Origin of the sequence: Nocardia sp. 852002-20019_SCH5090214 (assembly GCF_001665865.1) — a bacterium.
Classification (GTDB): Bacteria; Actinomycetota; Actinomycetes; order Mycobacteriales; family Mycobacteriaceae; genus Nocardia; species Nocardia nova.
In genome coordinates this window covers 46,176-65,611 of the sequence record NZ_LZMK01000128.1, presented here as the reverse complement: position 1 = coordinate 65,611, position 19,436 = coordinate 46,176, and the positions used below count along the sequence as shown (strand labels likewise).

Here is a 19,436-nt window from a genome sequence, read left to right as displayed (position 1 = left end):
GCTACACCGGAACCGGGACCGCGGCCAACAGCGAGGACATCACGCCTTCACCGGTCACGCCGTCCAGTTCGGCCTCGGGACGTAACTGCAGACGATGCCGGAGAGCCGTCACCGCAACGGTTTTCACATCGTCGGGAGTGACGAAGGCGCGGCCGTTCAGCCACGCCAGGGCCCGCGCCGAGGCCAGCACCGCGGTCGCGCCGCGCGGGGAAGCGCCGTGCTGGACCGCGGGCGAGGTACGGGTGGCGCGGCACAGATCGACGATGTAGGCCAGCACCTCCGGGTTGACCGTCACCTGCGCGACGGCGGCCCGTGCCGCCGCGATATGCGCGGCTCCGGCGACCGGCCGCACGCCCGCGGCCCCCAGGTCGCGCGGGTCGAAGCCGGCGGCGTGGCGCTGCAGGATCCGGAATTCGTCGTCGCGGCCGGGCAACTGGATGTCCACCTTGAACAGGAACCGGTCCAGCTGCGCCTCCGGCAGTGGGTAGGTGCCCTCCTGCTCGATCGGATTCTGGGTCGCGATCACCACGAACGGATCGGGCAGCGGCTGCGGGACGCCGGCCACCGACACCTGCCGCTCCTCCATCGACTCCAGCAGTGCCGATTGGGTTTTCGGCGGCGTGCGGTTGATCTCGTCGGCGAGCAGCAGATTGGTGAAGACCGGCCCGCGGCGGAAGGTGAATTCGGCCGAATGCGGATCGTAGATCTGGGAGCCGGTCACATCGCCGGGCATCAGATCCGGAGTGAACTGCACCCGGGTGTGGTCGAGTTCCAGCGCCGCGGCCAGGGCGCGCACCAGCAGCGTCTTTGCCACGCCCGGCACACCTTCCAACAGCACGTGGCCACGGCACAGCAGGGCGAGCACGAGGTACAGCACGGCGTGGTCGTTGCCGACGACCGCCTTGCCGATCTCGGCACGTACCTCGCCCAGCGCCCGGAGCGCCTGGTCGGCCGTGGGGATGTGGTTGGTCTGCGCCGTGGTCATCCGGTCTCCGTCATCCTATTTCCGATTCGATCCAGTCCAGTTGTGCCGCCACGTATTCCAGCGCCGAGTCGTCGGCGACGGGGCCGTAGAAGGCCGTGGCGATGCGGCCGGGATCGACGCCGATCCGGGCGCCGATCACCGCGCTCACCTGCTCCGGCGCGGCATCGGCGCGCAGATTCACCCGGCCGCGGACGCGTCGCAGCGTGGCCGCGCGCAATTTCGCCGCGACATGGTCGCGATCCTTGGTCCTGCGGTAGAGCGCGGCCTGACCCGCCAGCAGCTCACCGGCCGCCACCTGCACCGGGCGCGGCTCGCCGACCACGGCACCCCGGCGGCGGGCGCGCCACCAGACCACGACGGCGGCGAAGACCAGCGCCTGCAACCCGCCGTAGGCCAGCCAGGGCGGTAAGCGCTGGAAGATCGAATCGCTGCCCTCGCCCACGTCGGGCGGGCGGATATCCGGGTGATCGGGCGGCGGTGGTGAGTGCGGCTGGGTCGGTTGCGGCGGGGCCGTCGGCGCGGCGGCCAGCCGGAACAGCAGATACCCGACGAGCGCGATGACGAGCGCGCCGAGCACGATGGCCCAGAAGCGCTTGTCGCGCACCAACTGTGGCAGCGGCGGCAAGCGGCGGCGACCGGCGCGCTTGCGTTCGGACCGCTGCTGTTCGACCGGGTCGGGCGGAGGAGGCGGCGCCAGCGAATAGCGATCGGCCGAGGTGAGGCGCTGATATTCGTCCGGAGTGGCAGTGCGGCCGCCGTAGACGATCTCGTCGAAACTGTGTGCGGCGTAGTCCAATTCGGCCGAGGCGTCCGGAAGCGCGTCCCCCGCGGCCGAGGCGGTCTCCCGGGCCGTGCGCGAACGCCGGACCTCGAGTACGCCGCCCTGTTCGAGTCCGCGTACGACGGCGCGGAAGCGTTCGCGCAGTGCGGTATCGAAGTCGTGGTGCCCGGCGGCGGATTCGGCCGCGGCCCGGTGCTGGGCGGCCGCTCCGAGCGTCGGGGGTGGCGGCGCCGCGGGCCGATCCGCGCGTGCGTCGTCGGTCACCGTGCCGCCTGCCCGGTGGATATCCGGATATCCAAACCCTCCCGGCCGCAACGCCTGTCGAGATACACCACCACGGCGGTTGCGGCGTCGACGGCCGCGGCGAACGCCGAAATCAGCAGCGCCGCACCGGACAGCAGAGTGACGACCGCCCAGCGATGGGTTCCGGAGATATCGGAGAGGAAGCCCAGAAGTCCCGCGACCGGCACCGCCAGCATCAGCAGCACGCCGCGCAGATAGAGCCACAGTCCGGCCAGCGGCATCACCCGTCCGGTGGCGAGCAGCTTCGCTCGCCGGACCGCCGCCGCGTACGGGGTCGATTCGGCGAACAGGACCGGCACGATCGGCCATCGCGTACCGCGCACCCGAGCCAGCCAGATCACCGCCGGAATCAGCGTGATGATCAGCGGCGTACCGAGCAGGAGAATGCCGACGCCGATCGCTGTGGAGATCACCTGGTTCAGCAGCAGCCGGCCGGACACCGGGAGTAGGCGCGCAGTGGCGGTGCGCGCGGTGATCGGCCGGTTGTGGACGACGGCCAACCCGATCGGCACGGTCACGCCCACTATCCACAGCCGCAGCACCCATGCACAGCAGGCTGTGGAAAGGATTGCCGCCCAGGCGGTTCCGGCGCTCGAATCGTCGGTCGCGAGCGACACCAACGCGGTGACCCCGACGACGATCCCCAGGGCCGCGGCCAGACCCGCACCCGCCAACCCGGCGATCGGCCGGATCCGATGCTGCAATACCGCGAAGGGCAGGTCGGCCAACTCCCGCCACGTCAGCGGTCGCACCGGGATGCGTTCGGCGTCGTCTCCACCGCCGGAGTCGCGGTCGTCGGCACCGCGCGGCGGCGCCACGCGGTGGGCGGACGATCGCCCCTCCCGATCGGTCACGACTGGAAACACGGGCCGAGTCTATCCACGGACCGGGACGTATGACGGTTATCCGATCGGCCACCCGGCGGGTGACGCAACCGGGTGGATATGACCGGTTCGGCCGAAAACCACGTGACCGCGACGCCTGGGGCGTCCGGTCGGGTTCGGTCAGTCGCGGCCGGAGCCGGGCGGCAGTTCGCGGGGGGCGCGGTAGCCGAGTTCGGTCGTCTCGCCGGCGGGCAGTTCGCCGTATCGGCCGGATTCCGGCAGATCGGGGTGCGCGGCGGGATTCCGGTGCGGGAGGGCCGCATAGCGCGCGTAGCGCGGGTCGTGCCGGTAGGCGGCATAACGCGGGTCGTGCTGATAGGCGTCGTACGGGTACGAAGCGGTGACCTGGGCGTAGGGCGCATCCGGCAGCGGGTGGCCCGGATGTCCGTAGCCCACCGCCGGATCGAGCGAATCCTCGGAGTTCACCGTCACCTTGCGGGTGCGTTTGAGGGTGAAGGTGATCTCCTCCGCCTCCTCGAAGACCTGACGGACGGTCCGCAACGGTGCGACCGCGGTGTCGATGGTCCGATCGAGCGCGGTGGTGACGAATCCGGGGACCAGCGGACGGATCCAGCGCGCGGCGGTATCGGTGAACGGCACCGTGCCGATCACCGGAAGTTCCAGCCCGCCACCTTTTTTCGCGTCCTCGCGCGGGGCGGGCACCGCGGCCGGCGAATGCGGCGCGAGGCCGGCCGAGGGCAGCTGTGCGGGCAGATTCCGTGCGGTCACGGTCGCCTCCTGTGTCGAGTCGGTTCGGGCCGGGGATTCGGCGGCGGGCAATGCGCCCGTGGTCGGGGAGGTCGCGGATGCGGTCTGCGCACCCGGCGGAAGGGCGGCCAGCGCCTCGAATTCGGCGACCGCCCGGCGCTGCGGTTCGGTGATGCCGATTTCCAGGTTGCCGATCGCCGCTATCACGCGTTTGCGCTGGCGCTCGCGGTCGATGGCGGTATCGGCGTGCAACGCCAGTTGCGCGGTGGCCACCCGGTGTTCGGCCCGCTGGACGGCGACCGCGGTATCGGCTTCCCGCTCGGCGCGGTCGGCTTCGGCGCGCGCGGCCACGGCGCGGTCGAACGACGATTCGCCCCGCCAGGAGCGCAGCACCAGCGGCAGCAGGGCGAGGAGAACCCCGATCGCGATCGTGAGCAGGCGCAACAGCAGCGCACCCAGATGTCCGGTGGTGTAGTCGTTCATGGCCAGCCAGCGCGCGCCGAGACCACGGTCTCCGGTGTGGAAGGCGGCGGTGCGGGCCTGCTCCAGGGCGCTCTGGCGGGTGGCGATCTCCGCGTCCACGGGCTGGACGCGCGCCTCGGCGGTGTTGAGCCGTCCGCGGGCATCGTCGAGCATCGCGTTGGCGGTCTGTGATTCCGGACCCCGGCCGGGCACCCCGGTGATCTTGGTCTGCGGGCACTGCGGCGTCGGGTGGTATTCACAGCGGGCGACGACGAGGGCCTGATCCATATCGGCCTGCGCCTGGGCGATGGTCCGGGTGAGTGCGCTGCGTTCGGCAGTGGCTCGGTCGAGCTCCGTGCGGGCGGTGACCACTGTCGCGGCGGAGTCGGCGTCGCGGCGGGACCGATCGTCGAGCGTGCGGTCGACGGATCCGGCGAGAATCACCGTGCTCGCCAGCTCGGCCACCAGGACACCGGTGATCACGGCGACCGCGATTCGCCCGATCCGCTCGGCCCGGCCGCGACCGGCGGACAGTGGCGCGGTGGCCGAGGCTCGCGAGATCGCGCCGACCAGCAGTGTCGCCGGCACCGCGACGACCGCCACGACCGCGGCGGGCCAGTGCGCCGCCACACCGGCCGCCGCGACGACGATCCCGGACAGCACCGCGAACAGCAGCACCACCCCGCCGGTCACGGCGTACGTCGATCCCTCGTGCCGGTCGCCGCGGCCGGCTTCGGCGCCACCGAGCCAGGTCAGCGCCGCGGCGGGGGACCGCCTCGCTCGCGATTCGGTCGTGCGGGAGCCGGACCCCGAGGGGCCGGATGCCGAACTTTCGGTGGGGGACTGTTCGAAGACGTGGGGATCGGTCAACGGATTCACATCCTCTGGGTCCCAATCGTTGTCGCCACCGGGCGAAACGGTCGTTGCATCGTGGTCCGGGCGGTGGTGTGCCCCCGCGCGCGAGCGGGACGGGCCATCCGCCGAGCGCCGCGGTCGCGCGCAATCAGGTTCAGCGTGACAGGCCGAGCGAAGAACCACCGAGCGCGGCGGCATCGATGTGGTGAGCCTCACAGACGGCCGCGGAGCTAAACCCTACTCTCGGGTAGGGCGGCACCGATCGACACGATGGTGCCGCGGTGACAGGAGGGCGGAACGTGCGAGCGACCCGGGGAGTCGGTATTCATCGGATCGGGGGAGGACCATATGCGGGCGAAACCGACGATCCGGTGGTCGGCACCGGGGCGCTGTCGCGATTCGATCGTCACCACGCGCGCCGGCGTACCCGTCTCGTCGCGGCCGCCCTGCTCGTCACCTCGGCATTCGCGATCGTGGCGCCGATGACCACCGAACGAGTACTTCCGCAGGCGCAGGCGGCTCCGGCGGAGGAGGGCCGGTCGGCACTGAGTCCGCTGGTGGAGTTGGTGCTGCGCCGCCTGAACACCGCCGATGCCGTCGCCGCCGCCAAATGGACCGCCTCGCAGCGGACCGGGCAGCCTCCGGTCGTCGACGATCCGGCGCGCGAGGCGCAGGTCTACGACGCGATGGCCGCGGCCGGCACCCGGTCGGGGCTGCCGCAGGACTGGGTGCGGCAGGTGTTCGCCGGACAGATCGAGGCCAACAAGACCGTGCAGTACGGACTACTCACCCGGTGGCGCTTCGATCCGGCGGCCGCGCCCGCACCGGATGCGTCGGATCTGTCCGCCGTGCGGCCGGTGATCGACGAGGTCAACGGCGAGATCCTGAATCAGCTGGCGGCTCACCGCACGGTGCTTACCGCACCGGATTGTGCGCAGCAGCTCGCGGCCGCGGTGTTCCCGGTGCTGACCTCGGGCCGGGTGGACGCGCTGCACGGTGCAGCCCTGGTCCGCGCGACCGTAACGCTTTGTCCCGCAACAGATGTGAAATAAACCACAGTCATTCTCGATCTTGGTTTGCCGAGAATGTGCTGAACTCCACATTCGCAAACGATGCCGTACGGTCCGCACATTGGCGTGGCTTGTCGCTCCGGTATCCGGAATGTCTCCTCCAGGTGTCCGGAGAGTTAGCCGCCTTACACCCCGGTTTGCCACCGCCGCGTACGGGGAAATCTGTTTCGACGCAGGTGAGAGCGTTGCGCAGGACTGGGCTCCCAGCTCGTGACCGATGCCCAGGCGCTATCGACGGCAGTGGCGAACGCGACTCAGCGATCCGCGTCGCCTGCTTTACACTGGAGAACGCGCAGGTAGTGGAGGACCGATGTAGATGCCCAGGTAGACGGAGTATTTAGCACAACCTAAGTTGGTTGGGCTCCGGTCCTGACTTATCGTTTGCTCTAAGTGTCGGACGCGAAATGTCCGACTCGTCGCCCGGACTCGGCCACGAGCCGCAAGCATCAGCCTAGCGGGCGAGCACGGCGCGGTGGGTAAGGAACTCCTCAGAGTTCCGCTACCACCGAGCACCCGACTACGAAACCGAAGCGGGTGGACAACTGGAGAGTTTGACTGCACGGGATGACCATCAGCGCCGCTGGTCGCCGCAACGTCCGGACGCAGTCTAGGCGGAGGCGTTTCGACGAGGGCCATCGGAAGAAGGCATCGAAATCGAAGGCCTCTTCGTTGAAGGCGCCTATTTCTTGAAGGCAGAGGCATGACGCAACTTCCTGGCCACCGCGGCGAGCCGCGAATGGGACACCGGTCACCTGGCCGCACTGGTCTTTATGACCCGGCGAACGAGCACGACTCCTGCGGTGTCGCGTTCGTCGTCGACATGCATGGCCGTCGTAGCCGCGACATCGTCGACAAGGCTATTACGGCACTGCTGAACCTGGAGCACCGTGGTGCTGCGGGTGCGGAACCCAACTCCGGTGACGGTGCGGGCATCATGATCCAGCTTCCTGACCGGTTCTTCCGGGCCGTGCTGGCGGAGAATGGTGCCAACTTCGAGTTGCCGCCGGAAGGCTCCTACGCGACCGGTATCGCATTCCTGCCGCAGGCCCGCCGCGAGGCCGCCCGCGCCTGCTACCGGGTCGAGAAGATCGTCAAGGAAGAGGGCCTGGCCGTTCTGGGCTGGCGCGAGGTTCCGATCGACGAGTCCTCCCTGGGTGCGCTGTCGCGCGACGCCATGCCGACGTTCCGTCAGCTGTTCATCGCCTCGCCCGCCGATTCCGCCGAGCAGCTCGGTGGTATGGATCTGGAGCGGCGTGCCTACGTCGTGCGCAAGCGGGTCGAGCACGAGCTCGGCAAGCAGGGCGCCGGCGAGGGTGCGGTCGGCCGTGAGACCGTCTACTTCCCGAGCCTGTCCGGCCAGACCTTCGTCTACAAGGGCATGTTCACCACCCCGCAGCTGCGGGCGTTCTACCTGGATCTGCAGGACGACCGGGTGGAGTCGGCGCTGGGCATCGTGCACTCGCGCTTCTCGACCAACACCTTCCCGTCCTGGCCGCTGGCCCACCCGTTCCGCCGCGTCGCGCACAACGGTGAGATCAACACCGTCACCGGTAACGAGAACTGGATGCGTGCGCGTGAAGCGCTGCTGAACTCCGAGATCTTCGGCACCGACAGCGAGGGCAACAACCGGCTGGAGAAGATCTTCCCGGTCTGCACCCCGGGCGCCTCCGACACCGCGCGCTTCGACGAGGTGCTGGAACTGCTGCACCTCGGTGGCCGCAGCCTGCCGCACGCCGTGCTGATGATGATCCCGGAGGCCTGGGAGCGGCACGAGTCGATGGACCCGGCGCAGCGCGCCTTCTACCGCTACCACTCCATGCTGATGGAGCCGTGGGACGGTCCGGCCTCGGTGTGCTTCACCGACGGCACCGTGGTCGGCGCGGTGCTGGACCGCAACGGTCTGCGCCCCTCCCGCATCTGGGTCACCGAGGACGGCCTGGTCGTCATGGCCTCCGAGGTCGGCGTGCTCGACATCGAGCCGTCGAAGGTGGTCCGCAAGGCCCGTCTGCAGCCCGGCCGCATGTTCCTGGTCGACACCTCGCAGGGCCGCATCATCAGCGACGACGAGATCAAGTCGCAGCTGGCGGCCGAGCAGCCGTACCAGGAGTGGCTCGACGAGGGCATCACCAAGCTCGCCGAGCTGCCCGACCGTCCGCACGAGCACATGTCGCACGACCGCGTGCTCATCCGCCAGCAGATCTTCGGATACTCCACCGAGGAACTGAGCCTGCTGATCTCGCCGATGGCCAAGACCGGCGGTGAGGCGCTGGGTTCGATGGGCACCGACACGCCGATCGCCGTGCTGTCCTCGCGTCCGCGTCTGCTGTTCGACTACTTCGCGCAGCTGTTCGCCCAGGTCACCAACCCGCCGCTGGACGCCATCCGCGAGGAGGTCGTCACCAGCCTGCGCAGCACCATCGGCCCTGAGGCCGACCTGCTGCATCCGGGTCCGGAATCCTGTCGCCACATCACGCTGACCCAGCCGATTCTCGACAACGACGAGCTGGCCAAGCTCGTCCACATCAACGACGACGGTTCGCGGCCCGAGCTGCGTTCGGTGGTCGTGCGCGGCCTCTACTCGGTGAAGAAGGGTGGCAAGGGCCTGCGCAAGGCACTCGAGGCGATCAACGCCCAGGTGTCGGCCGCCATCGACGGCGGCGCGCGGATCATCGTGCTGTCCGACCGGGAATCCAACGAGAAGCTGGCGCCGATTCCGTCGCTGCTGCTCACCGCCTCGGTGCACCACCACCTGGTGCGCGAGCGCACCCGCACCAAGGTCGGCCTGGTGGTCGAGGCCGGTGACGCCCGCGAGGTGCACCACATGGCCATGCTGGTCGGCTTCGGCGCGGCCGCGATCAACCCCTACATGGCCTTCGAGTCGATCGAGGACATGCTCGAGCGCGGCGCGCTGGAGATGCCCGGCAGCATCGGCGACAAGGCGGCGGACTACGCGGCGGCCGTCAAGAACTACAACAAGGCGGCCGGCAAGGGCGTACTGAAGGTGATGTCCAAGATGGGCATCTCCACCATCGCCTCCTACCGCGGCGCGCAGCTGTTCCAGGTCGTGGGTCTGTCGCAGGAACTCTGCGACCAGTACTTCACCGGCCTGACCTCGCCGCTGGACGGCATCGGTCTCGACGACATCGCCGCCGAGGTCGCCGCCCGCCACCGGATCGCCTTCCTGGAGAACCGCACCGAGCGCGCGCACCGCGAGCTCGAGATCGGCGGTGAGTACCAGTGGCGGCGCGAGGGTGAGTACCACCTGTTCAACCCGGACACGGTGTTCAAGCTGCAGCACGCGACCCGCTCGGGTCAGTACTCGATCTTCAAGGAGTACACCAAGCTGGTCGACGACCAGTCCGAGCGCCTGGCCTCGCTGCGCGGCCTGTTCAAGTTCAAGACCGAGGGCCGGCACGCGATTCCGGTCGAGCAGGTCGAGCCCGCCAGCGAGATCGTGAAGCGCTTCTCCACCGGCGCGATGAGCTACGGCTCGATCTCCGCGGAGGCGCACGAGACCCTCGCCATCGCGATGAACCGCCTCGGCGGCCGTTCCAACTCGGGCGAGGGCGGCGAGTCGCCGGCTCGCTTCGAGCCGGAGGACAGCGGTGACTGGCGGCGCAGCGCGATCAAGCAGGTGGCGTCGGGTCGCTTCGGCGTGACCGCGCACTACCTGACCAACTGCACCGACATCCAGATCAAGATGGCCCAGGGCGCCAAGCCCGGTGAGGGCGGTCAGCTGCCCGCGCACAAGGTGTACCCGTGGGTCGCCGAGGTGCGGCACTCGACGCCGGGTGTCGGCCTGATCTCGCCGCCGCCGCACCACGACATCTACTCGATCGAGGATCTGGCCCAGCTGATCCACGACCTGAAGAACGCGAATCCGCAGGCTCGGATTCACGTGAAACTTGTCGCGGAGCCGGGTGTCGGAACGGTCGCGGCCGGTGTGTCGAAGGCTCACGCCGACGTCGTGCTGATCTCCGGCCACGACGGTGGCACCGGCGCCTCGCCGCTGACCTCGCTGAAGCACGCGGGCGGCCCCTGGGAACTCGGCCTGGCCGAGACCCAGCAGACCCTGCTGCTCAACGGTCTGCGCGACCGCATCGTGGTGCAGGTCGACGGCCAGATGAAGACCGGCCGCGACGTGCTGATCGGCGCCTTGCTCGGCGCCGAGGAGTACGGCTTCGCGACCGCTCCGCTGGTGGTCTCCGGCTGCGTCATGATGCGCGTCTGCCATCTCGACACCTGCCCGGTCGGCGTCGCGACCCAGAATCCGGTGCTGCGCCAGCGCTTCACCGGTAAGCCCGAATTCGTCGAGAACTTCTTCATGTTCATCGCCGAAGAGGTGCGGGAGCTGCTGGCCTCGCTGGGTCTGCGCTCGCTCGACGAGGCCATCGGCCGGGTCGACCTGCTCGACACCACCAAGGCCAAGGAGCACTGGAAGGCGAGCAAGCTGGATCTGTCGCCGATCCTCGACGATGTCGAGACGGCGTTCATGTACCAGGACCGCCGCTGCACCAAGACTCAGGACCACGGCCTGGACAAGGCGCTGGACAACCAGCTCATCGCTCAGGCGGCGGATGCGCTCGAGCGCGGCAAGCCCGTCAAGTTCGAGACCAAGATCACGAACGTGAACCGCACGGTCGGCACCATGCTCGGCCACGAGGTGACCAAGCTCTACGGTGGCGCCGGCCTGCCCGACGACACCATCGACATCACCTTCACCGGTTCGGCGGGCAACAGTTTCGGCGCGTTCGTCCCGGCCGGTATCACCCTGCGGGTGTTCGGTGATGCCAACGACTATGTGGGCAAGGGCCTTTCGGGCGGACACCTGGTGGTGCGGCCGTCGCTGAACGCGCCGGAGTCCTTTGTCGCCGAAGAGAACATCATCGCGGGCAACGTGATCCTGTTCGGCGCCACCAGCGGTGAGGCGTTCATCCGCGGTGTGGTCGGCGAGCGGTTCTGCGTGCGTAACTCGGGCGCCACCGCGGTGGTCGAGGGCGTGGGTGATCACGGCTGCGAGTACATGACCGGTGGCCGGGTCGTCATCCTCGGCGAGACCGGGCGCAACTTCGGTGCCGGTATGTCGGGCGGTATCGCCTACATCTACAACCCGAACGGCACGTTCGAAGCCAACCTCAACACCGAGCTGGTGGATATCGAACAGCTCGAGGGCGAGGACTTCACCTGGCTGCGCGACGTCGTCGCGAGCCATCGCGACGCGACGGGTTCGGCAGTGGCCGAACGCATCCTCAGCGATTGGTCGCAGCAGGTGAACCACTTCGTGAAGGTTATGCCTCGCGACTACAAGAAGGTATTGCTCGCTATCTCCGAGGCTGAGAAGGCCGGAAGGGATGTCGACGAGGCGATCATGGAGGCCGCACGTGGATAACGTGAGACGCGTGCAAGACGCACGGACGGTCCTGAGAGGCGAAAATACGGAGGCCGCACGTGGGTGATCCACAGGGATTTCTGAAGCACACCAGCCGGGAACTGCCCACTCGGCGTCCGGTACCGCTGCGCCTGATGGACTGGAAAGAGGTCTACGAGGAGAACTACTCCCACCAGACCCTGCAGACCCAGGCCAGCCGCTGCATGGACTGCGGCATCCCGTTCTGCCACAACGGCTGCCCGCTGGGGAACCTGATTCCCGAGTGGAACGATCTGGTCTACCGGGATCGCTGGCGCGAGGGCATCGACCGTCTGCACGCGACCAACAACTTCCCGGAATTCACCGGGCGGTTGTGCCCGGCGCCGTGTGAGGCGTCGTGTGTGCTCGGTATCAACCAGGATCCGGTCACCATCAAGCAGGTCGAGGTCGAACTCATCGAGAACGCCTTCGACGAGGGCTGGGTGCAGCCGGTCTATCCGACCCGCCTGACCGGTAAGAAGGTCGCGGTCGTGGGTTCGGGTCCGGCCGGTCTGGCCGCGGCCCAGCAGCTGACCCGCGCCGGCCACACCGTCACGGTGTTCGAGCGCGACGACCGCATCGGTGGCCTGCTGCGCTACGGCATTCCGGAATTCAAGATGGAAAAGCGCTTCATCGACCGCCGCCTGGCGCAGATGGAGGCCGAGGGCACCATCTTCAAGGCGGGCGTGAACGTCGGTGTCGACATCACCGCCGAGCAGCTGCGTGAGCAGTTCGACGCGGTGGTGCTCGCGGGTGGTTCCACCATCGCGCGGGACCTGCCGATTCCGGGTCGCGATCTGGACGGCATCCACCAGGCGATGGAATTCCTGCCGCTGGCCAACCGGGTTCAGCTGGGCGACCCGGTCGCCGACGAGGAGGGCCTGCCGAGGATCCACGCCAAGGGCAAGAAGGTCGTCATCATCGGTGGCGGTGACACCGGCGCCGACTGCCTGGGCACCTCGCACCGCCAAGGCGCGGCGAGCGTCCACCAGTTCGAGATCATGCCGAGGCCGCCGGAGGAGCGGGCCGAGTCGACCCCGTGGCCGACCTACCCTCTGATGTTCCGGGTCTCCTCGGCGCACGAAGAGGGTGGCGAGCGCGTCTTCTCGGTGAACACCGAACGGTTCATCGGTGCGGACGGCAAGGTCACCGGCCTGCAGGCGCACGAGGTCCGTAACGTCAACGGCCGCTTCGAGAAGGTCGAGGGCACCGACTTCACCCTGGAGGCCGATCTGGTCCTGCTGGCGATGGGCTTCGTCGGCCCGCAGAAGCCGGGTCTGCTCGAGGATCTCGGCGTGGGCTACGACCAGCGTGGCAACGTCAAGCGCGGTAAGGACTTCCAGACCACCGTGCCCGGCGTCTTCGTCGCCGGCGATATGGGGCGTGGTCAGTCGCTGATCGTGTGGGCCATCGCCGAGGGCCGCGCCGCCGCCTCGGCGGTGGACAAGCACCTCGAGGGTGAGACCGCGCTGCCGGCGCCGATCGCTCCGACGGCGGTCGCCCAGCGCTGAGTCCCGGCCGGGACGGCGGGGGCCGACTGTCGGTCGAACAATCGAAAATACGAGGCGGCCACCGGCTCGAAAGCCCGTGGACGCCTGTTTTTTCGCCCTGTACTGCGAAAACGTGTACCCGCGTCCCAAACATCGGAAATCGGACGGGATTTCGAGCTCGGATGGCAGTTCCACCGTGCCGCCGTTATCCTGAGCACCGGTATGTCGTAAATGCTCTTGGTCCGCGTCCGAACTCGTTCACGAGTTCACGGACGCGGGCGGTTTTTGCTTCGCCGGGAATTTACCGCGCGGCAATGTGGCGGCGGCATCATCAGCGGCGAATACATATGGGGAGCCCCGGCGAGGGCTGGCTTGAACTGGAGCAGCATGCGGTTGAAGAAGGTTGTCGCGGCCGCCGGGGCGGCAGTCGCGGTACTGGCTGGTATGGCAGTGTCGGGTACCGCGGTCGGAAGCGGTTCCGCGAGCGCGGATCCCGGTTGCCCGAGCCTGTATGTCGTCGCGATTCCGGGCACCTGGGAGACCGGTGATCACAAGCCCGACCATATGGTCGGCCCCGGCATGCTGTCGGGTGTGACGCGCGGCCTGCCGAGTTCGACGGACGTCGACTACGTCAGCTACGCCGCGACCGCCTTCCCGTGGGAGGGCGATGTCTACGGCGCCTCCAAGAAGGAAGCGACCGACAACGCGCGCGGCCTCATCCAGGCGATGGCGGCCCGCTGCGCCGGTACGCACTACGCGATCGTCGGTTACAGCCAGGGTGCGGATGCCGCGGGCGATCTGGCCGCCGAGATCGGCACCGGCCTGGGCGCCGTTTCGCCGGACCGCGTTTCGGGTGTCGGCCTGATCTCCGATCCGCGGCGTTCGCCCACCGACGTCCAGGTCGGCCCGGTGGTCGGCGGCGCGGGCGCCGGTGGCCCGCGCGTGGGTGGATTCGGCTTCCTCAGCGACCGGGTGCGCACCATCTGCGCGGCCGGTGACCTGTACTGCTCCACCGAGGACACCGACTACGTCACCCGCTTCGCCGGCTTCCTGGCGCAGGCCTCCGGTGCGAGCGCGGCGAACCTGTGGCGCTACCAGCTCGAGGCGGGGTCGATCATCGGCGACCTGATGGCGCACGGCGGTGTCGCGGCCCTGCAGTCGCAGCTCACCGACGACGCCAACCAGCAGCGGGTGGAACAGCTCGAGCACTTCTACCAGTCCGGCACGCACACCTCCTACGGCAGCTATTCGGTGGGCGGCGGCCAGACCGCGATCTCCTGGATGCACAACTGGATCGCCGGAATGGCATGAGCCGGTAAGGCGCCCGTGAAGGCCACCCCGCGTCGAGCGGGGTGGCCTTCACCGTTTCGGGGATCAGCCGGGATCAGCCGGCGGAACCGGTCGGCGGGAGCTGGGGCAGCTGCGGGCCGGGTGCCGGCTGGTTCTCCGGTCCGCGGTCTCGATCGCCGTGGTTGTCGCCGCGGTTGTCGCGATCGGGTCCGCGGTGGTCGCCGTCGTGATCGCGGTCGCCGGGGTGGTTGTCGCGGTCGATGGCGACCGCGCTGGGGGTGTTGGCCGGGGCGTCGGCGAAGGCCGGCACGGCGAGCGCGGACAGGGGAACGACGACGAGCGCACCGGCGATGGCGACGCGGGTCGCGAGGCGGCGGGTGCGGTTCTTCGGCTTCGCGGTGGTCTGCAAGGTTTCGGCCTTTCGTCTGCGAAATACGGAGCCGTGCTGGGGATTCGGACCGGGCGGCCCGGCGGCTCACGAGTACATCGAAACGCCGCCGGCTGGGACGGCGATGTTCGCGAACTGTGAATGAACTTTGAAGCGACCAGGCCACGGTGCCGCGATCCCGGTCACGAGCACCGAATCCGTGTTCCACACAGCGGACGAGGGCCGCTCCCGGAAAGGGAACGGCCCTCGTATGTTCCTCGGCTGTGCGGTTCGATCAGCCGAACGAGCCGGTGGGCGGGGGTCCGGGCAGGAAGCCGCCGGGACCGGACTGCCACGGGCCGTTGTCGTGATCGTGATCGCGATCGTGATGATGACGCCACCCGTCGTGGTCGTGATCGTGGTCGTGCCAGTCGATCTGCGTGGCGGACGGGGTATCGGCGAAAGCGGGTACCGCGACCGCGGCGACGGGGGCGGCCGCGATCGCGCCGGCGACGGCGACGCGGGCGATCAGCCGGCGGCGCGAGGAACTCGTGGAGGAGAGCAACGGACTACCTTTCTCGGAACACGGGCCGCCGGGCGGGGCCCGTGGTCATTCATGGAACGACTCGTTGCTGTGTCCGGCAGGCTTTCGGGCTGGCAATCGGCTGTGAACTTCCGCCACCCGCACAGCTTTCGGATGCTCCCGCCCCTACGCTCTGCTCAGATCGCGTCGCCGGCCGCAGCGGGACGATTCCGCGGCAGCAGATCCCACACGTGGCTGTTCTCGTTGATCGTCGCGGCGGTGCGATTACCGCTACGGGAGAACAGAATCCGGGTGATCGAGCAGTAGTCGATCGGAAAGGTCAGGGGGCGTTCGAGTCCGAGAATGTCCTGGAGCAGCACGTTCACCACTCCGCCGTGGGCGAAGGCGACAACCGTATCGGCCGGTTCGGCGGCCGCGACGAGTTCCGACACCGTGCCCAGCACCCGCGCCACGAACGCGGGCCCGTCGATCTGTTCGGGCAGATGTCCGGCCTTGATCCGGTCGTAGGTGGCGCGGAAATCGCGCTTGGCGTCCTCGATCGGGATATACGCGGGCAGATCGCGGTCGTATTCGGCCAGCCCGTCGAGTACCTCGACCGGCAGTCCCAACTTCTCGGCCGTCGGCGCGGCGGTATCGCGGGCCCGCCGCTGCGGACTGCTCACCACCCGCGCGATGCGATGCTCGCCCCCGGCGAACCGGGCGATCACGGCCGGTACCCGCCGAGCCTGCTCGACACCGAGTTCGGTGAGTTCGGGATCGGCGGGACCGGAGGTGGTCAGCACCCGGCCGGGCTGGGCATGACGCACGAGAACAAGCTGCACGGATCTACTGTGCCGGACGCGGGTTCCGGGTTCGCGAACGGGTGCGCGCGCCCCGGCGCCGGCGGTGCGGTCAGCGTCCCTCGCCCTGTCCCGTGCGCGGTTTGACCAGTGGGAACGGCAGGGTTTCGCGGATACTGCGGCCGGTGATGAGCATGACCACACGATCCACACCCACACCCAGACCGCCGGTCGGCGGCATCGCGAATTCCAGTGCCTCGAGGAAGTCCTCGTCCAGTTCCATGGCCTCCGGATCACCGCCCGCGGCCAGCAGCGACTGTTCGGTCAGGCGGCGGCGCTGTTCGATCGGATTGGTCAATTCGCTGTAGGCGGTACCCAGTTCGACCCCCCAGGCCACCAGATCCCAGCGTTCGGCCACACCGTCGATGCGGCGATGCGCGCGCGTCAGCGGTGACACGGAGGTCGGGAAGTCGATGTAGAAGGTCGGCTCCTGGGTGCGTTCCTCGACGAGGTGCTCGTACATCTCGAGCACGATCTGCCCGGCGTCCCAGCCCGGCTGATACGGCACCTCGACCTTGTCGCACAGCAACCGCAGCCGATCCACCGGGGTATCGGGAGTGACGGTCTCGCCGACGGCCTCGGAGATGGCGCCGTGCACGGTGCGCACCGGCCAGTCGCCGGAGATGTCGACCTCGGTCAGCGTCCCGTCCGCACCCGGCCGCAGGGCCACGCAGGCGCCGTTGGCCGCGATAGCCGCATTCTGGATCAGCTGGCGGCACGCGTGCATCATGCGCTCGTAATCACTGTGCGCCTCATAGGCTTCCAGAATCGTGAATTCCGGATTGTGGCTGTAGTCCACACCCTCGTTGCGGAACACCCGGCCCAGTTCGAAGACCTTCTCCATCCCGCCCACACACAGCCGCTTGAGGTACAGCTCCGGTGCGATGCGCAGGTACAGGTCCAGATCGTAGGCATTGATGTGGGTGCGGAAGGGCGCGGCGTTGGCGCCGCCGTGCACCTGCTGCAGCACCGGCGTCTCGACCTCGAGGAAACCCCAGCCGGTCAACGTATCCCGCAGCGACCGCACCACGGCGCTGCGTTTGGCCAGTACCTCGCGCGCCTCGACGTTGATCGTCATATCGACGTAGCGCTGCCGCACCCGCGCCTCGGGGTCGGCGAGTCCGCGCCACTTGTCCGGCAGCGGATGCAGGCATTTGCCGATCATCCGCCAGTCCTGGGCGAGCAGCGACAGCTCGCCCCGGCGGCTCGCGCCGATCTGGCCGCTCACCTCGATCAGATCGCCCAGATCGAAGTACTCGCCGAACGAACTCGAGCGGCGTTGGCCGACCCGGCCTCGGTCGATGAGGATCTGAATATCGCCGGACCAGTCGCGCAGCGTCGCGAAGGTGACGCCGCCGTGGTCGCGGATCCGCAACAGCCGTCCGCATACTCGCACCGTGGTGCCCTTGGGGGAGCGGCGGGCATCGGCGATCGAATGGGTCGGGGCGTAGGCCACCGGATAGGCGTCGATATCGGCCGATTCGAGCCGGCGCACCTTGTCCATCCGCACCCGCACCTGTTCGGGGCGGCGGGCGGCGGCCTGTTCGAGGGCCGAGGGCGGCGCCTCGGGCGGGCTGCCGTCGGCGTGCAGCCCGGTGATGGTGGCCGGCACCGCGGAATGCAGACCGGTGTGGGCGGAGGCATCCGGCTGCTTGCCGAAGCGCGGCAGGAAGCCCTCGGCCAGCGCGCTGGCGAGCGCGACCCGCGGCAACTGGCGGCGCTCCTCGAAGATGAAGAACCGCGGCACCCACTGCGGCTGATATTTCACATTCGACCGGTACAGCGCCTCGAGTTGCCACCAGCGGCTGAAGAACATCAGCACACTGCGCCACAGCCGCAGCACCGGGCCGGCGCCGATCCGGCTGCCCTCCTCGAAGACCGAGCGGAATACCGCGAAGTTCAGCGATACCCGGGTGATCCCGTACTGTTCCGAGGTCAGCGCCAGCTGGGAGATCATGAATTCCATGATTCCGTTGGGGCCCTTGGGATCTCGTCGCATCACGTCGAGCGAGACCCCGCTGCGGCCCCAGGGCACCAGCGACAGCATGCCCCACACCCGGCCGTCGCGATCGAGCGCCTCCACCAGCAGGCTGTCGCCGTCGAGCCGGTCGCCGAGCCGGCCCAGCGCCATCGAGAAGCCGCGTTCGGTTTCGGTATCGCGCCAGGAATCGGCGCGGGCGATCATCTGCGCCATCTCGTCCGGCGAGAGTTCGCTGTGGCGGCGGACCCGGACGGTGAAGCCCTGTTTGTGCAGGCGGTTGGCGGCCTGGCGCACCTGCTTCATCTCGGGCCCGGCCAGCGAGAACGAACGGGTGTCGAGAATCGCCTCGTCGCCCAGCCGCAGCGCGGACAGGCCGGCCCGGCGGTAGGCGGTGGCGCCGAGTTCCCCGGCGCCCATCACCGCCGGGGCCCAGCCGTATTCGTCGGCCAGTCGCAACCAGGCATCGATGGCCTGCGGCCACGCCTCCCGCACACCGATCGGATCACCGGAGGCCAGGCATACGCCGAGTTCGACGCGGAAGGTGATCGCCGCCTTACCGCTGGGCGCGAAAACCACGGCCTTGTCGCGGCGAGTCGCGAAGTAGCCCAGCGAATCCTCGACATCGGAGCGGGCCAGCAGGCCGCGCACCGCGGATTCGTCCAGCCCGGTCATCGCGTTGGAGGCGCGTTGCGACCGGAACAGCACCAGCGCGGCGGCCAGCAGTGCGATGGCACCGAACAGGCCGAGCAGCAGATTCACCACATGCGGCGGGTGGCCGTCGAAGTTGTTGTCGGCTACCAGAATTGTCGCGGTGACCCGCGAGATCGCCCACAGCGGGCGCTGCGCACCGCGCGGCAGGCTGCCGGGGAACAGTTCCACCAGCCCCCACCCGAGCAGGCTGCTGATCACCAGCCCGCTGACCAGGACGCCGAGCGCCTTCCACACCGCGCCCCGCCGCACCCGGGTGTAGAACTCCGGCCATGCCGCGATCATCAGGCCGATCACCGCGAGGTGGACGAACAGCGCGGCCAGCGCGTGCGGATCCTGTTCCTCGGCGAAATCCAGTCCGTTGGCGAGCGCGAACAGCGCCATGTACCCGACCAGCAGCCACCAGGCGATGCGTTTACGGGAGGCCGTCGCGCCGGCGAGCAGACCGACGATCACCGCCCACATCAGGTTCGTGTCGGGCGCGTCGAAATAGTAGGCGTCGAGGTAGTGCCGCGGGACCGAGGTGATGTAGCGCAGGCCGGGCGAAATACTCCACAGCGCACACAGAGCCGAGAACACGCCGAGCACCAGGCCGGCCAGATGAGGGACTTCGCTCAGCCGACCGTGGGCGCGATGCGGAACCGGTGACGAAGGTGATCTGCGGTCGCGCGAGTGGAGCTGGTCTTGCGTGGAAGTCACCGCACCAGTGTGCGGGCTGGGGCCGCCCGAGGGGAGAAGGCCACCGGGCGAGTCCTGCTCGTG

The 19,436-nt window shown here is 68.8% G+C and carries 12 protein-coding genes; 4 read left to right on the top strand and 8 right to left on the bottom strand.

What is annotated here, in order from left to right:
* Nucleotide 1: 1 nt before the first annotated feature.
* The 4 genes from A5780_RS11345 to A5780_RS11330 all read right to left on the bottom strand — a co-directional run bounded on the left by A5780_RS11345 (nt 2) and on the right by A5780_RS11330 (nt 4,993).
* On the bottom strand, nt 2–985 hold the full coding sequence (locus A5780_RS11345; protein ID WP_030516720.1) for a MoxR family ATPase: 984 nt from the start codon (nt 983–985) through the stop codon (nt 2–4).
* A gap of 10 nt (nt 986–995) precedes the next feature.
* A complete protein-coding gene (locus tag A5780_RS11340) occupies nt 996–2,030 on the bottom strand; it encodes a DUF4129 domain-containing protein (RefSeq protein WP_064908378.1) in 1,035 nt (344 codons plus the stop codon).
* Nucleotides 2,027–2,935, bottom strand: a complete 909-nt coding sequence (locus A5780_RS39890) for a hypothetical protein (RefSeq protein ID WP_227462910.1) — start codon at nt 2,933–2,935, stop codon at nt 2,027–2,029. Before A5780_RS39890 ends, A5780_RS11340 begins: the two co-directional genes overlap by 4 nt.
* A gap of 138 nt (nt 2,936–3,073) precedes the next feature.
* The gene (locus A5780_RS11330; protein WP_231982921.1) at nt 3,074–4,993 is read right to left on the bottom strand and encodes a DUF4407 domain-containing protein; all 1,920 of its coding nucleotides are present in this window, start codon (nt 4,991–4,993) and stop codon (nt 3,074–3,076) included.
* Between the two features lie 284 nt (nt 4,994–5,277).
* Between A5780_RS11330 and A5780_RS11325 the strand changes: the two genes are divergently transcribed.
* From A5780_RS11325 to A5780_RS11310, 4 genes are all read left to right on the top strand, one after another.
* On the top strand, nt 5,278–6,030 hold the full coding sequence (locus A5780_RS11325) for a chorismate mutase (protein WP_082976405.1): 753 nt from the start codon (nt 5,278–5,280) through the stop codon (nt 6,028–6,030).
* A gap of 754 nt (nt 6,031–6,784) precedes the next feature.
* A complete protein-coding gene (gene gltB, locus A5780_RS11320; RefSeq protein ID WP_064908377.1) occupies nt 6,785–11,437 on the top strand; it encodes a glutamate synthase large subunit in 4,653 nt (1,550 codons plus the stop codon).
* A 59-nt stretch (nt 11,438–11,496) separates the two neighbouring features.
* Nucleotides 11,497–12,966, top strand: a complete 1,470-nt coding sequence (locus A5780_RS11315) for a glutamate synthase subunit beta (RefSeq protein ID WP_063015301.1) — start codon at nt 11,497–11,499, stop codon at nt 12,964–12,966.
* A 366-nt stretch (nt 12,967–13,332) separates the two neighbouring features.
* The gene (locus tag A5780_RS11310; protein ID WP_082857092.1) at nt 13,333–14,256 is read left to right on the top strand and encodes a cutinase family protein; all 924 of its coding nucleotides are present in this window, start codon (nt 13,333–13,335) and stop codon (nt 14,254–14,256) included.
* A 73-nt stretch (nt 14,257–14,329) separates the two neighbouring features.
* Here the strand turns inward: A5780_RS11310 and A5780_RS11305 are convergent, their stop codons facing one another.
* The 4 genes from A5780_RS11305 to lysX all read right to left on the bottom strand — a co-directional run bounded on the left by A5780_RS11305 (nt 14,330) and on the right by lysX (nt 19,373).
* On the bottom strand, nt 14,330–14,644 hold the full coding sequence (locus A5780_RS11305; RefSeq protein ID WP_064908376.1) for a hypothetical protein: 315 nt from the start codon (nt 14,642–14,644) through the stop codon (nt 14,330–14,332).
* 253 nt (nt 14,645–14,897) lie between these two features.
* Nucleotides 14,898–15,167: a hypothetical protein gene (locus A5780_RS11300; RefSeq protein ID WP_064902487.1), complete on the bottom strand. Its 270-nt coding sequence runs from the start codon at nt 15,165–15,167 to the stop codon at nt 14,898–14,900.
* A 155-nt stretch (nt 15,168–15,322) separates the two neighbouring features.
* Entirely contained in the window at nt 15,323–15,967 is a 645-nt protein-coding gene (locus A5780_RS11295) for a histidine phosphatase family protein (protein WP_063015304.1), read from the bottom strand.
* 70 nt (nt 15,968–16,037) lie between these two features.
* Nucleotides 16,038–19,373, bottom strand: coding sequence for a bifunctional lysylphosphatidylglycerol synthetase/lysine--tRNA ligase LysX (gene lysX, locus A5780_RS11290; protein WP_063015317.1), 3,336 nt, complete (start codon nt 19,371–19,373; stop codon nt 16,038–16,040).
* Nucleotides 19,374–19,436: the final 63 nt, after the last annotated feature.

Bases quoted from the DNA above. Each gene is read 5' to 3' on its own strand.
- A5780_RS11345 (WP_030516720.1), bottom strand. From the start codon at position 985: ATGACCACGGCGCAGACCAACCACATCCCCACGGCCGACCAGGCGCTC.
- gltB (WP_064908377.1), top strand. From the start codon at position 6,785: ATGGGACACCGGTCACCTGGCCGCACTGGTCTTTATGACCCGGCGAAC.
- A5780_RS11310 (WP_082857092.1), top strand. From the start codon at position 13,333: ATGCGGTTGAAGAAGGTTGTCGCGGCCGCCGGGGCGGCAGTCGCGGTA.